Origin of the sequence: Rhizobium sp. RHZ02, from assembly GCF_014851575.1 — a bacterium.
Taxonomy (GTDB): Bacteria; Pseudomonadota; Alphaproteobacteria; order Rhizobiales; family Rhizobiaceae; genus Rhizobium; species Rhizobium altiplani.
This window is the reverse complement of the sequence record NZ_JACUZX010000021.1, coordinates 66,159-79,779: the sequence shown is the minus strand read 5'-3', so window position 1 is coordinate 79,779 and position 13,621 is coordinate 66,159. Positions and strand designations below refer to the sequence as shown.

The 13,621-nt window shown below is 58.6% G+C and carries 13 protein-coding genes; 11 read left to right on the top strand and 2 right to left on the bottom strand.

Annotation, left to right across the window (positions count from 1 at the left end; translation table 11 throughout):
• The first annotated feature begins 111 nt into the window (after positions 1 to 111).
• Positions 112 to 1,563 carry a glucose-6-phosphate dehydrogenase gene (zwf, locus tag IB244_RS23595; protein WP_192305862.1) on the top strand — a complete coding sequence of 484 codons (1,452 nt, stop codon included), beginning with the start codon at positions 112 to 114 and terminating at the stop codon, positions 1,561 to 1,563.
• A gap of 351 nt (positions 1,564 to 1,914) precedes the next feature.
• On the opposite strand, the gene IB244_RS23590 is transcribed toward zwf, so the two are convergent.
• On the bottom strand, positions 1,915 to 2,934 hold the full coding sequence (locus IB244_RS23590) for a YeiH family protein (protein ID WP_192305860.1): 1,020 nt from the start codon (positions 2,932 to 2,934) through the stop codon (positions 1,915 to 1,917).
• Positions 2,935 to 3,041: 107 nt separating this feature from the next.
• Here IB244_RS23590 and IB244_RS23585 point away from each other — a divergent pair, with 107 nt between their 5' ends.
• The 3 genes from IB244_RS23585 to IB244_RS33205 all read left to right on the top strand — a co-directional run bounded on the left by IB244_RS23585 (position 3,042) and on the right by IB244_RS33205 (position 4,778).
• Positions 3,042 to 3,977, top strand: coding sequence for a LysR family transcriptional regulator (locus tag IB244_RS23585; protein WP_192305858.1), 936 nt, complete (start codon positions 3,042 to 3,044; stop codon positions 3,975 to 3,977).
• Between the two features lie 229 nt (positions 3,978 to 4,206).
• Positions 4,207 to 4,515, top strand: a complete 309-nt coding sequence (locus IB244_RS23580; RefSeq protein WP_192305856.1) for a type II toxin-antitoxin system RelB/DinJ family antitoxin — start codon at positions 4,207 to 4,209, stop codon at positions 4,513 to 4,515.
• Entirely contained in the window at positions 4,512 to 4,778 is a 267-nt protein-coding gene (locus tag IB244_RS33205; RefSeq protein WP_409564084.1) for a type II toxin-antitoxin system RelE/ParE family toxin, read from the top strand. The genes IB244_RS23580 and IB244_RS33205 overlap by 4 nt, the downstream gene beginning before the upstream one ends.
• 358 nt (positions 4,779 to 5,136) lie before the next feature.
• Here the strand turns inward: IB244_RS33205 and IB244_RS23565 are convergent, their stop codons facing one another.
• On the bottom strand, positions 5,137 to 6,033 hold the full coding sequence (locus IB244_RS23565; protein WP_192305852.1) for a LysR family transcriptional regulator: 897 nt from the start codon (positions 6,031 to 6,033) through the stop codon (positions 5,137 to 5,139).
• Positions 6,034 to 6,277: 244 nt separating this feature from the next.
• On the opposite strand from IB244_RS23565, the gene IB244_RS23560 reads away from it, so the two are divergent.
• The 7 genes from IB244_RS23560 to IB244_RS23530 all read left to right on the top strand — a co-directional run bounded on the left by IB244_RS23560 (position 6,278) and on the right by IB244_RS23530 (position 13,612).
• A complete protein-coding gene (locus tag IB244_RS23560) occupies positions 6,278 to 7,786 on the top strand; it encodes an ABC transporter substrate-binding protein (protein WP_192305850.1) in 1,509 nt (502 codons plus the stop codon).
• A gap of 64 nt (positions 7,787 to 7,850) precedes the next feature.
• Positions 7,851 to 8,768: an ABC transporter permease gene (locus tag IB244_RS23555; protein ID WP_192305848.1), complete on the top strand. Its 918-nt coding sequence runs from the start codon at positions 7,851 to 7,853 to the stop codon at positions 8,766 to 8,768.
• Between the two features lie 49 nt (positions 8,769 to 8,817).
• Positions 8,818 to 9,708 carry an ABC transporter permease gene (locus tag IB244_RS23550; protein WP_192305846.1) on the top strand — a complete coding sequence of 297 codons (891 nt, stop codon included), beginning with the start codon at positions 8,818 to 8,820 and terminating at the stop codon, positions 9,706 to 9,708.
• On the top strand, positions 9,701 to 11,338 hold the full coding sequence (locus IB244_RS23545) for an ABC transporter ATP-binding protein (protein WP_192305844.1): 1,638 nt from the start codon (positions 9,701 to 9,703) through the stop codon (positions 11,336 to 11,338). The genes IB244_RS23550 and IB244_RS23545 overlap by 8 nt, the downstream gene beginning before the upstream one ends.
• A 2-nt stretch (positions 11,339 to 11,340) precedes the next feature.
• The gene (locus tag IB244_RS23540; RefSeq protein ID WP_192305842.1) at positions 11,341 to 12,090 is read left to right on the top strand and encodes a 2-keto-4-pentenoate hydratase; all 750 of its coding nucleotides are present in this window, start codon (positions 11,341 to 11,343) and stop codon (positions 12,088 to 12,090) included.
• A 17-nt stretch (positions 12,091 to 12,107) separates the two neighbouring features.
• Entirely contained in the window at positions 12,108 to 12,794 is a 687-nt protein-coding gene (locus IB244_RS23535) for an RraA family protein (protein ID WP_192305840.1), read from the top strand.
• Positions 12,795 to 12,826: 32 nt separating this feature from the next.
• Positions 12,827 to 13,612: an SDR family oxidoreductase gene (locus IB244_RS23530; protein WP_192305838.1), complete on the top strand. Its 786-nt coding sequence runs from the start codon at positions 12,827 to 12,829 to the stop codon at positions 13,610 to 13,612.
• The last annotated feature ends 9 nt before the right edge of the window (positions 13,613 to 13,621 follow it).

Sequence of the window (13,621 nt, the reverse complement as noted above, 5' to 3'; positions counted from 1 at the left end):
CCTGCAGCCGTGCGGCTTCCCGCACACAGAGACCGTAAGACCTTGATTGACTGAGTAATTCATGCCTCTAATCATCACGCAACGGCAGAAAAGGGAGCGGGCACTGTGCGAATGAATTCCACTCGGGTCGGACCTGGCTATCCGCAGCTCGTCGTTCTCGTCGGTGCAACGGGCGATCTCTCACGGCGCAAGCTGCTGCCGGGGCTGTTTCATCTCATTAAGGCCGGCTTCATCCCGGGGTGCCGCATCGTCGGCGTCTCACTCGACGAGATTGATGCCGATGGTTTCCGCGCCATCGCACGCGAGTCGCTGAATCAGTTCCTGACTCGCAAGTTCACGGAGGCCGAATGGGAAGATTTCTCCGCTTCGCTTGACTATGTCTCGCTCTCTGCCGGCGCCGGCGTCCTGAAGGAAGCGGTGAAGCGGGCAGAGGAGGCGCTTGGGCCGGAGACGCGGCGCGTTCACTATCTCTCTGTGCCGCCGAAGGCGGCGCTTCCAGCCGTGCAACTCCTTGCCGAGGCCGAACTGGTCGAGCGTTGTCGGATTATCATGGAGAAGCCATTTGGGACGGACCTTGCCAGCGCTGTGGAACTGAACACGAAACTGCACGAGGTTTTCGACGAGAAGCAGATTTTCCGTATTGACCACTTCCTCGGCAAGGAGCCGGCGCAGAACATCCTGGCTTTCCGCTTCGCCAACGGCCTTTTCGAGCCGATTTGGAACCGTAACTTCATCGATCACGTGCAGATTGACGTTCCGGAGACGCTAGGGCTTTCCACTCGCGCCGCCTTTTACGAGACGACAGGCGCCTATCGCGACATGGTGGTAACTCACCTTTTTCAAATCCTCGCCTTCATGGCGATGGAGCCGCCCACGGCTCTGGAGCCGGCGCCGATCTCGGAGGAAAAGAACAAAGTGTTCCGCTCCATGCTGCCGATCGAGCCACGCGACGTGGTGCGCGGCCAATACATCGGCTATCGCAAGGAGCCTGGGGTCGATCCGGAGAGCGACACCGATACTTTCATCGCCTTAAAATGCGCCATCGACAACTGGCGCTGGGCTGGTGTGCCCTTCTTCCTGCGTACCGGAAAGCGTCTGGCCGAGGGGCAACGCATCATCTCGATCGCCTTCCGAGAGCCACCCAAATCGATGTTTCCGGCCGGTTCGGGCGTTGGGGCACAAGGGCCGGACCACCTCACGTTCGACCTTGCCGATGCCTCAAAGGTCTCCCTGTCCTTCTATGGCAAGCGGCCTGGCCCTGGCTTCAGGCTCGACAAGCTATCGTTGCAGTTCGCCATGAGCGAAACCGGATTGATCGGCGAAGTGCTCGAGGCCTACGAGCGCCTGATCCTCGACGCCATGCGTGGCGATCACACGCTGTTCAACACCGCCGAGGGCATTGAGCGATTGTGGGAGGTCTCGCAACCTCTTCTGGAAAACCCACCACCAGTGCGCCTCTATGATCAGGGCGGTTGGGGCCCGAAATCGATCCACCAACTCATCGCCCCGCATGCCTGGCGCCTACCGTTCGAGCGAGCCTGGCGAGATTCGGCCAAGGAGTAACCGGCATCCTTGCCGGCATGCATATCGGGCGATCAGATTGTCATGGAGCTCTTCGCCACCGGCGAGGTCCAAGCTTATTGATTGGCGCAGCCTATCGCGAACAATGTTGCTTTCGTCGAACGTTAGAATCTTCGGCTTCAGCGATGATAGTTTGCGTCGCCCAAATAGTGCGAAATCTCTTCATGCCGCCCGTTCGCGACATTCAGCCATCGCCGCCCATCTGAATCGCCTCAGGGCGATCGCGCATTGAGGGCCGTGACCGGGACCAGTGGTTGAGCCACGCGCCATGGCGAAAGCGCGCTTCAAACCCTAACCTGACAACGCCGTTCTGCCTCCGACTCTTGTGCACTTTCACTTGGCGAGGACAAGGACAACGCAATAGTAGCTCATGGTCGTCAGTAATAGCAGCGAAGCCGATGCCGCGAAAAGCACTCGTCTCCCTGCGCTGGCCACCGTCCGCATATTGACCGACAGGCCGAGCGCGGCCATCGCAACGACCGTCAGGCCGCCCGAGATCGTCAGGAGGATCGGGATGAGGGCGGTGGGAATGAGCCCCATCGAACGGGCGATCACGACGACGATGAAGCCGATGATGAACCAGGGAACAAGACCGCGCTGCGCCTGCGCGCAGTCGCTGTGGCCCATCCGGAGAAGGCCGAGAACGAAGATGACCGGTCCCAACATCAAGACGCGCAGGAGCTTGATCACTGTTCCGGTCTGCACGGCGACCAACCCCGCAGGGGCGGCTGCAGCGAGGACCTGCGGCACCGCATAGACGGTCAGGCCGGTCAGCGCACCATATTGTCTCGCCGTCATGCCGGCATAGACATAAATCAGCGGCAAAATGAGCAAGGAGGCAACGCCCAGGACCGCGGTGAAGGCGAGCGCGGCAGCAACCTCATCGGAATCCGCGTCGATGACCGGCGCCACGGCGACGACGGCGGAGTTGCCGCATATCGAATTGCCGCAGGCGATCAGCATGGCAAGTCGGTCCGACAGGCCGCACAATCGAGCGACGAAGAAGCTGAGGCAGATCGAGATGACAACGATCGCCGCGACACAGACAACAAGTGTCGCACCGGCACTCCACAGCGTCCCGAAACTCAGGGACGCGCCAAGGAGCACGATGGCGATCTCGAGCAATGTCTTGGAGCTGAAGCTGATACCAGGCTGCCAGGATTTCCTGCTGGGCAAAGCCGTTCGCGTGACGATCCCGATAACGATCGCAAAGACGAGCGCTTCCAAAGGACCGACGCCGAACACGGCATGCTCGAGCTGCTCGAACAGATAGGCAGCGGCAGCAACGGCAATACAGACGAGCAGGCCAGGAACGATCTGGCTTGTATGCTTGAAACAGTTCTGGAGGGTCATCGGGCACCTGGAATTTCAGAGATTGCCCTTCAGATTTTTCAGCTAATCGCGTCGACTTCCATCGAATATTCTTCTACATTTCATTCGAGAAAGTAGAATGATTTCCCATGACCTTTGAACAGCTTGCAATTTTTGTCGCGGTGGCGGAGCGCGAGCATCTCACCAAGGCCGCCGCCTCGATCAATCTTACGCCATCCGCCGTCAGCACGGCCATCAAGAACCTGGAACACCGTTACGGTGTCGAGCTTTTTCACCGAGTCGGCCGGCGCATCGAGCTGACGGAGAGCGGCCGGATTTTTCTCTCCGAGTCAAAAACGCTGCTGGCGAGAGCGCGCGCAACCGAACTCGTACTCAGCGAACTCGGCGGGATGCAGCGGGGGACGCTCGGCGTCTTCGCCAGCCAGACGATCGCAAGCTACTGGCTGCCTTCCCGTCTCATGCGGTTTCATGCCTCTCACCCCGGCATCGACCTCAACCTCACCATCGGCAACACCCGTACAGTGGCCGACGCCGTCATCAATGGCGAGGCCGATGTCGGCTTCGTCGAGGGCGATCTCGATGAGCCGGCGCTTGCCGCATCGGTGATCGACCAGGACGAACTGGTGGTCGTTGTGGCGGCAACCCATCCCTGGGCTGGCGCCAAGACGCTTGCCGCCAGCGATTTCACGACCGCCCGCTGGGTGATGCGCGAGGTGGGTTCTGGAACCCGGTCGGTCTTCGAGCATGTGCTGGCCAAGATCGGTGTCAATTCGGAAGATCTGAACGTCGCGATGGTGCTTCCCTCCAACGAGGCGATCCTGTCGGCGCTGAAAGACAGCATATGTGCCGCCGCCGTTTCCCGCCTTGCCGCCCAGCAGCACATCGACGCCGGCAAGCTCATCGAAATCAACTTCTGCCGGGCGATTCGCGAGTTCCGACTCCTGAGACACAAGGAGCGGCACAGCAGCAAGGCCGCCTCGAGGCTAATCGAGATGTGCCGCCATTCGGCTCAAAGCTCATCCAGCGCTGCAACGGGTGCGGCAAACTATGTATCGGCTCGATAAAATACCGGGGCCGGCCTTCCTGCAGCCCGCATAGTCGTGGCGATTATTCCACAACAGCGGCTTATGTGGCAGATTTTCCTAATAATCCAGCAGCTTAGCCAAATCAGGTGGCGACGGTTCGGATCCTTTCAAGAGCATAAAAGAGCCGCAAGCGATTGATGATTGTTCGAAACTTCTTGTTGAGTTGTCATTCAAATGCATTACTTTCTCTTCAGACGTGGAGAAAGCTATGGCTGCAAATGCACTTGTCCAAACGCGCATTGATGCCGAAATTCGGGATCGTGCCTCCGCCGTGCTTGAGAGCATGGGCCTTACGGTATCGGACGCAGTCCGTATCCTGCTGACCCGCACCGCCAACGAGGGCGCGCTGCCCCTCGAACTCCTTTCGAGTAGCGAGGCGCATGACGCTTGGTTTCGCACTAGGGTGCTTGAGGCGCTGAACGATACTCGACCGGACATCCCAGATAATGAGGTTGAGGCCCATTTTGCGGAACGTCGAGCGGCAGCCCGACTTAGGGCGAGCGCGCGCAAATCGTGAAGCTTACTTGGTCCGCGTTCGCGTTATCTGATCGCGATGCAATATTCACATATATCGAGACAGATAATCCTTCAGCTGCCGTCTTAATCGACGAACGGATTGTGGACGCAACTCGCCGCTTGATCGATTTTCCTGTGAGCGGTCGGACTGCCGTCCCTCACTCTTCCAGTGGGGATAGACCACCGCGGACTTCCTCTTGCGATGCAGATCATAGGACCCCAAGGGTCGGATCGACGGGTGCTCGCGATTGGGGAGCTATTTAAGTCCGTGACAGCTTACCACAAACGCCAACCCAAGCCTTAGACAGATCATCTCGCGCGTCACCGACAGCGGACACCTCTCCTTGCCAAGCATAAGACGGCGCAAGCCGCGCTGCGTTGCGTGAGTGCGGCCCCCGTATATTTGGCAGGTCGCATGCACCGGAAAACTCTAACCAAAACTGGTCCAGTTTGAAGGGTTCAGATCAAGGCGAGTGCTGCCCCGAGTATGGATCATACGCGAGCCTAGTTTAGACGGTCGTGCCACAATTGATTTCTGCTCCTAAGGTAGGAGCAATCGGTCGGTACAGCTTGCCCGGTGATAGGAACAATAGCTTCTTCACTGCCGTCGAAGTCCAATCAGTTAATGCCAGTTACGAAAGACTTCGGAAAGGATCTCGCGAATCGCCGCATCCAAGGCAGGATCGAGTCCTTCGCGGGAACGCAGGACGAGAGGATGCGTCAGATCCGGGTCTATAATCTTCCGGGCAATGAGATGGGAACTCATCTGATCCTGCGGAATCGACAGCTCGCCAAAGATCGTGACCCCGTAGCCGGATACGACTACCTCTCGCCGGGGTTCGAAGCCATCGACGTCCATCACTACGTTCAGGACGAGGCCTTCCTTTTCGGCAGCCCGCTCCAGCAGCTTTCGCAACGGGTTTTCCCTGGCCGGCAGGACCAAGGGCAACGCCGCGACGTCTCGGAACGAGATCGGTCCTCTCGAACCGTTATCCCGCATTATGCAATAGAGCGGCTCCCAGACAATTGGGGTTTCCGGGAAGCTTTCGGTTAGGGGAAGCTTGATCGCCACGTCAGCTTTGCCGCTATCGATCAGTTCATCCGCAAACAGGGTGCGGGCGTCGATGACGCGGAGCACCTTGTCCGGCATCCTCTCCCGGAACGCAGCGATTAGGCGTGGCAGCATGATTGATGCCAGTGAAGGGATTATAGTCAGGCGGATGGTCTCCTGGACCGCCTTTGTTTTGATCTGTCGCCGAATGTCGAGGTCTGCAACGGCCACGGCGTTCAGAAGGACTCGTCCATGCTCGATAAACAGAAGACCTGGAACTGTCGGGGTCATGCCCGTCGCGGATCTTTCGAAGAGGGATGCACCGAGTGCCTTCTCCATTTCCGCGAGATGATAGCTGAGGGCAGGTTGGGCGACATTCAAAGTGCGAGACGCGGCGGAGATCGACCCGGCGTCGGCTATAGCCACAATGTAACGTACGCGTCTCAAATCAAAAAAAGCAGAGCTCATGCATGCCTCATACAAGATTTTGATACCCTAATCAAAACTCTGTAGTGGCGCATCTTTTTTTATGGCCTAGATTCCTGGTCATTGGTTCGCAGGAGGAAACGCGATCCAGTTCTGCACCCGACAACTACCGCACTCGAAGCGGACCGGGTCCGGATGGAGCTTTGCAAACAACCGAACGATCGGCGGGGCGGCACCTTCTGTGCTGCCTGAGACGTTGTGTGTTCGGTGACACGGTGGAGGAACAATGCCAAACAGATCTCATATTCTTGGTGGCGCGCTATTTGCCCTAGTGGCCACGGCTTCGTCGCTTGCGGTGGCACAGGGTGCCGACGTCAAGATTGCCGTCCCGGTCGAACCCGCAAACATCGACGGCTGCAATACGACGGTGAATGGTATCAATACCATCGTCAAAGAGAACATCGTCGAGACGCTTACTGTGCTTGATCCCAATGACAGCAAGGTCCTGCCTAGGCTTGCGACAAAGTGGGACGATCAAGGCAACGGAACCTGGCGGATCTCCCTCCGGGAAGGCGTAACATTCCACGATGGTAAGCCCTTCAATGCCGACGCTGTGGTGAAGGCTATTACGCGCATGCAGAGCACGGGAGTGACCTGCCTAGACCGTACCAAGATCGCAAATGTCAAACTGACGGCCACTGCCGTAGACGAAAAGACCGTCGATATCCACGCCGACCCAGCGCAGGTCCTTATGCCTGTCTTCCTTTCATTCATGGGTATCGTCGGCCCTGACACGTCGACGACCGAACTGAGCCGCGCCCCAGTTGGCACCGGTCCGTTCCAGTTCGTTTCCTGGGACGGCGACGGCGTCAAGCTGAAGCGCAATGACAAGTACTGGGGCAAGAAGCCTGAAGTCGAAAATGCGACCTATGTTTTCCGGGGCGAATCTGCCCTCCGCGCGGCAATGGTGAAGACGGGAGAGGCCGACATCGCATTCGCGATCGCTCCGCAGGATGCAGACGATCCCAAGATGGACAAGTCTTTCCTGAATGGCGAGACGACGCGTATCCGGCTGATCATGCAGCCACCGCTCGACGACATCCGCATTCGGCAGGCGCTCAACCTCGGCTTCGACCGCCAGGCTCTCGTCGGCACGGTCCTGAGCGACAAGGTGGTTCCCGCCACGCAGTTCATTCTGCCGAAGATCAACGGGTACAATCCCGATCTCAAGGTCTGGCCCTTCGATGTGGACAAAGCGGCGGCGCTTGTGGCCGAAGCGAAGGCGGCCGGCGTTCCGGTTGACAAAGAGATACGCCTCGTTGGGCGGACGAACTTCTTCCCGAACGAGCCGGAAGTCCTCGAGGCGATCCAGCAGATGTGGCAGGCGATCGGCCTCAACGTAAAGGTCGAGATGATGGAGTCGGCGGAGTGGCTGAAGCTCGTCAACAAGCCCTATCCGGCAGATCGCAGTGCGATGATGATCCAGGAAATGCACGACAACAACAACGGCGACGCCGCGTTCACGATGTACTTCCGGTATCACTCGAAGGGCCAGCAATCCGAGATGAACAATTCGGCGGTCGACTCGCTGATCGACAAGGCGATGTCTGAAACCGGTGAGCATCGGACAAAGGATTTCCAGGAAGCCAACAGGATCATTGCAGACGAGATCATCCCGGCCGTGCCGCAATATCACATGGTCAGTCAAATGCGCGTAGGTCCTCGCGTCAATTACGAACCGAACGGTCTCAGCACCGTACAGTTCGAGCTGTCCGATATCGCGCTGAGCAAGTGACCCACTTTGCAGAGGGCGGCAGCCGGAATCCTTTCCGGCTGCCAGTTCAGCCGGAGGAGAACTGATGGGTATTTATCTTAGCAAGCGCGCGATCTGGAGCGGTCTTTCGCTATTCCTTCTCGTGGTCATGGTCTTTTTCATGGCACGGCTGACGGGGTCACCCGCTGATCTCTATCTGCCAATCGATGCGCCGACTTCGATGAGAGAGGAATTCTCGCGGCTCCATGGATTCGACCAACCGGTCTATGTGCAGTTCTTCGACTTTCTCCGTGGTCTGGTTACTCTCGACTTCGGTCAGTCCCTGCGCCAGGGCCGGCCGGCTTTGGCTCTCGTGCTGGAGGCAATGCCAACCACGTTGCTCCTGGCCCTTTGGTCCATCACCGCCGCCCTTATGATCGCCATTGTGACGGGCGCCTTGGCGGCGTGGCGACCCAACAGCGTCTTCGACCGCATCGCGACCTTACTTTCATTGATTGGCGCAAGCCTACCCAACTTCTGGATCGCGATCGTCGGCGTTCTTGTCTTCGCCGTCGGCCTTCGACTGGTGCCGACTTCGGGAACGGGCAGCGTATCGCAGTGGATCCTTCCGGTGGCTGTCCTTGCTATCCGGCCATGTGGCCTCCTCGTACAGGTGGCACGGAGTTCGATGATCAGCGTGCTGTCGTCGGCGTATGTGAAGACAGCGCGCGCCAAGGGTGCCCGAGGCCGTCGAATTATATTCGTCCATGCTCTTCGCAATGCGATGCTTCCCGTAGTCACTGTCGCAGGCGACCAGGCTGCGGGCATCATCAACGGCGCAGTCATCGTGGAAACCATCTTCGGGTTTCCCGGAATTGGCAAGCTGATGATCGACTCCATCACATACCGCGACTTCGCGGTCATCCAAGCGGGCGTGATGGTCACGGCTATCGCAATCTTCATGCTCAACGTCGGGATCGACATCGTCTACGCGGTTCTCGATCCGCGGATCCGGGTGAACTGAAATGGCCCATCAAACGCACACTCTATCGACCTCTATTCCGGATGAGACAATGTCGGAACATCGGATCAAGACCGTCTTCCGATTGTTGTGGCGCGACAAGTTCGCCTTCGTCGCGGCGATCATCCTCACGCTGACCGTATTCTCGGCACTTTTCGGTCCCTGGCTGCTTGGCCGGTCTGCAACGATGATGAATCTGCGTGCACGCAACGCGCCGCCGTTCGATCTCAGCAAAGGATTCGAATATATCCTTGGCGCAGACAGTCTCGGACGCTCCATCCTGGCACGCGTCCTCTTCGCCTCACAGACGACGATAATGATAGCAGCGGCGGCGGTGATCTGTTCGCTCGTCATTGGCACTCTGCTTGGTCTCATCGCCGGGTATCGTGGAGGCCTTGTCGGCGAGGCGATCATGCGCGTCACAGATATCGTGATGAGCTTTCCCTCTCTATTGTTGGCGCTAGTGGTTCTCTATGTTTTCAGTCCGGCGATCACGAACGTGATCATCGTTCTCGCCATCACCCGCGTTCCCATCTACCTGCGCACCACTAGGGCTGAAGTGATGGAAATCCGAAGCCGGATGTTCGTGATTGCTGCCGAGGTAACGGGGGCGAGCACCTTCCGCCTTGTATTCAAGCACATCCTTCCGATCGTCGCTCCGACGCTGATCACGATCATGACCCTGGATTTTGCCTTCGTCATGCTTGCCGAGGCCAGTCTGAGTTTCCTTGGGCTCGGCGTCCAGGCACCCAACGTAACGTGGGGCGTGATGGTTGCCGAAGGCCGCGCATATCTGAGCACCGCGTGGTGGCTGTCCTTTTGGCCTGGCCTTGCGATCGCACTCGTCACCATGTCGCTCAACCTCGTCTCCAATTGGCTGCGCATAGCAACCGACCCGGTACAGCGCTGGCGTCTCGAAAAGCCGGAGGACAAAAATGTCTGAGACAATTTTGAACGTTGAGAATCTCTCGGTCGAGTTCCGCGCGCGCAATACAGTCACCAAGGCCGTCCGGAATGTTAGCTGGAGCATTGGCCGCGGCGAGACGCTAGCGATCCTTGGCGAAAGCGGCTCCGGGAAGAGTGTTAGCGCATCTGCTGTGATGGGGCTCATCGACAGCCCCCCGGGGTTCATCACGAGTGGGACTATCACGTACCGTGGCAGCAATCTCTTCGAGATGACTGACGACAAACGCCGCGGCATTAGCGGAAAAAAGATTGCCATGATCTTTCAGGATCCGCTGGCGCACCTGAATCCCGTCTTTCCGATCGGCTGGCAGATTGCCGAGGTGATGAGAATCCACGGAACGGTTGCCAAAACGGCCCGGAGCCGGGCCGTCGAACTGCTTGAGCGCGTGGGTATTCCCAATGCTGCCTCCCGGGCCAGCTCCTATCCGCATGAATTTTCTGGAGGGCAGCGCCAGAGGATCATGATCGCGATGGCTATCGCGATGAAGCCTGACCTGTTGATCGCTGACGAACCTACGACTGCCCTCGATGTCACGGTGCAGGCACAGATCCTCAAGCTTCTTCGTGAGCTGCAAAAGGAGGAAGGTATGGGGCTGCTGCTGATCACCCACGACCTTGGTGTGGTGGCTGAAGTTGCAGACCGACTGGTTGTCATGAAAGACGGCGAGATCGTTGAGGAGGGTGGTGTTGCGGAGGTTTTCCGTGAGCCCCGCCATCCTTACACCCGTCAATTGCTAGCGGCCATTCCCGGCCAGGAGCCATTTCGCCCGGAAGTAGAACGAGAAGATATTCTGCTGGAAGCGAAGGGGTTGCAGAAGGCATATCACCTTTCTGCCGGTGCTCCGATGCTCCGAGCTCTAGACAACGTCAGCTTCGAACTCCGGAAGGGAGAAACACTCGGCATCGTTGGAGAATCCGGCTCGGGCAAGACAACGCTTGCAAAGACTCTTTTGCGCCTAAACGCTCTCGACGCGGGGACGGTGACCTATTGCGGGAAGGATATTTTCGAGCTGAAAGGTGACGACCTCTTCGACTATCGCAGAAAGCTACAGGTCGTTTTCCAGGATCCCACGGCATCGCTCAATCCGCGTATGTCCGTATTCGAGATCATCTCCGAGCCTTGGGCGATCCACAAGGGCGTGAAACCCAAGAAGGATTGGCCCGCGGGCGTTGAGGAACTCCTCGTCCAGGTCGGACTTAAGCCAGAGCACGCCAAACGGTATCCGCACCAGTTCTCCGGCGGACAGCGTCAGAGGATTGCAATCGCGCGGGCGCTCGCTTTGAGGCCCGAGGTTATTCTCTGCGACGAGGCAGTTTCTGCGCTCGACGTTTCCGTGCAGGCGCAGGTAATCACCTTGCTCAAGGATCTTCAGTCGAAGCTTGGGCTCTCCTACATCTTCATCGCTCACGACCTGCCGTTGGTCCGGGATTTCGCCGACCGTGTGATCGTCATGCAGAAGGGACGGATCGTGGAACAGGGACCAACCAGTGCGATCTTTACCGACGCAAAGGAGCCTTACACGCGAGAACTGATCGCTGCCAGTCCAGAGCCTGATCCGGATCTACACCGCAGCCGACACTCGAATCCTTCAACGATGGATGCTTGACTATGAATAGTGATCTAATCCTGCGCGCTTCCCACATCCTAGCCAAGGCGACGGCAGGCGAACGCATCACGGATCTTCCGGAGGACCTCGTTCCGCTTTCCGTTGATACAGCCTACGCCATTCAGGATGCGACCCTCGTGGGCCAACAGATCGGTGGCTGGAAAGTGGCGCCCGCCGCCGCGGGCCAGGTTCCTAGATGCTCGCCGATCGCAGCAAGCCGATTTGTGAAGAACGGTTCAGCACTTCCCGCAGGATTGCATGCGCCTGAGGTCGAAGTCGAAGTCGCGTTCAAGCTCTCCAAGGACCTCCCAGTGGCATCGAGCCGGGCCGATGTCTCCGCCGCTGTCGGCAGCCTTCACGTGGCGCTGGAGATCCTGGATTCCCGCTTCGTCGACCGTAGGCAGGTATCTGCCCTGACAGCGCTAGCCGACGGTCAGAGCAACTGCCTTGTCGTCGCAGGCGATGGCATTGATGGTGTCCAAGACTTCGATTCCGCTGGGCTTGCGCCTGTCCTCAAGATGGGCGGAACGCAATACGAAGTCACCAAGACGCTACCTGACAGTGGCGGTGTGCTCGATGCAGTTCTTTGGCTTGCCAACCACGCTGCCGCCAGGGGCCAACCACTCAGGACTGGTCAGATCATCATTACCGGCGCCCGGGTAGGGCCGGTACCCATCGCAGCAAATTCGTCTTTGGACGCAACACTGTCTGGCGTCGGGCATGTCAGCCTCGCTGCCGCATCAATTGCATAATGAAGGAAGGAAGAGAAATGAACGTCATCAGGCTTCTTGAGCCGCAGCATCGTGCGTCGGCGGATGTCATCGCCAAGTTTGCAGCACTTCCTGTCGCGACCATCAGCGACGTCATGCTTCGTACGGAAGCCGGCGGCCCAACACTTCGGCCGATGCATTCCGGTGGGACGCTCTGCGGTCCGGCCTTCACGGTCAAAACGCGTCCGGGTGACAACCTGATCATTCACAAGGCAATCGACATGGCAAAGCCCGGCGATGTTCTTGTCATCGATGGGGGCGGCGACCTGACGAACTCCCTAATGGGCGAAATGATGCTCGCCTACGCCGAGAAGAGGGGTTTTGCTGGCGTTGTCGTAAATGGAGCGATCCGCGACAGCGCTTTCGTCAAGACGCACGAGTTTCCGGTTTTCGCTGCGGGCGTAACTCACCGCGGCCCCTACAAGAACGGTCCCGGGTCGATGAACGTGCCGATCGCGCTGGACGGGATGGTCGTGGAGCCAGGCGACCTGATCGTCGGCGACGATGACGGTCTAGTTTCGATCCCTTACGCGATGCTGGAAACAGTCTACGCCAACGCCTCGAAGAAGGCCGCGGCGGAAGCGAAGCAGCTTCAGGACATACTCTCAGGCGCCTACGGGCCGGACAATCGGCAATGGGTCGACAAGGCCCTCGACGAGTGCGGCTACGAGATTGCGCGCACCTAGTCCTAGCAAATCAAGAATTACAGGAGAATGTCGTGGATCTTCAATTGAATGACAAGACGGCGCTGGTCTTCGGCGCCGGTGGTGGTCTGGGTGGCGCTATCGCCCAGTCACTGGCGGCCGAGGGTGCTTCGGTCGTCGTCGCCGACATCGACGGTGATGCTGCGAAGGCGACGGTCGAAAAGATCTCGGCAGCCGGTGGGAATGCAACTGCCCTTGTTTGGGATATAGCCGATCTCTCGCTCATCGAGGAAAAGCTCGCTCAGATCGCATCGAAATTCGGCGCGGTCGATATCCTTGTCAACAATACGGGTGGTCCGCCACCAACGCCTGCTTCCGGACAATCCGCCGCCGACTGGTCGAAATATTTCGACATGATGGTGCGCCCCGTCATCGCTGTCACTGATGCGGTGCTGCCCGGCATGCGCGAGCGCAAGTGGGGTCGCATTATCACGTCTACGTCGTCGGGTGTCGTCGCACCGATCCCCAATCTCGGCATCTCCAATTCTCTTCGTCTCGCACTTGTCGGCTGGTCGAAGACGCTGGCGCGCGAGATCGGCCGTGACGGCATTACGGCCAACATCGTCCTGCCGGGCCGTATCGCCACCGGCCGCATCGTCTTTCTCGACGAGCAGAAAGCCAAGCGCGAGAACCGACCCGTCGCGGATGTCACCGCCGAAAGCACCGGTTCGATCCCGGTTGGACGCTACGGCGATCCGAAGGAATACGGCGATACCGTCACATTCCTTGCCAGCCCTCGCGCTTCCTACATCACCGGCTCCGTCATCCGCATTGACGGCGGCCTGATCAACAGCATCTGAACGGAAAAA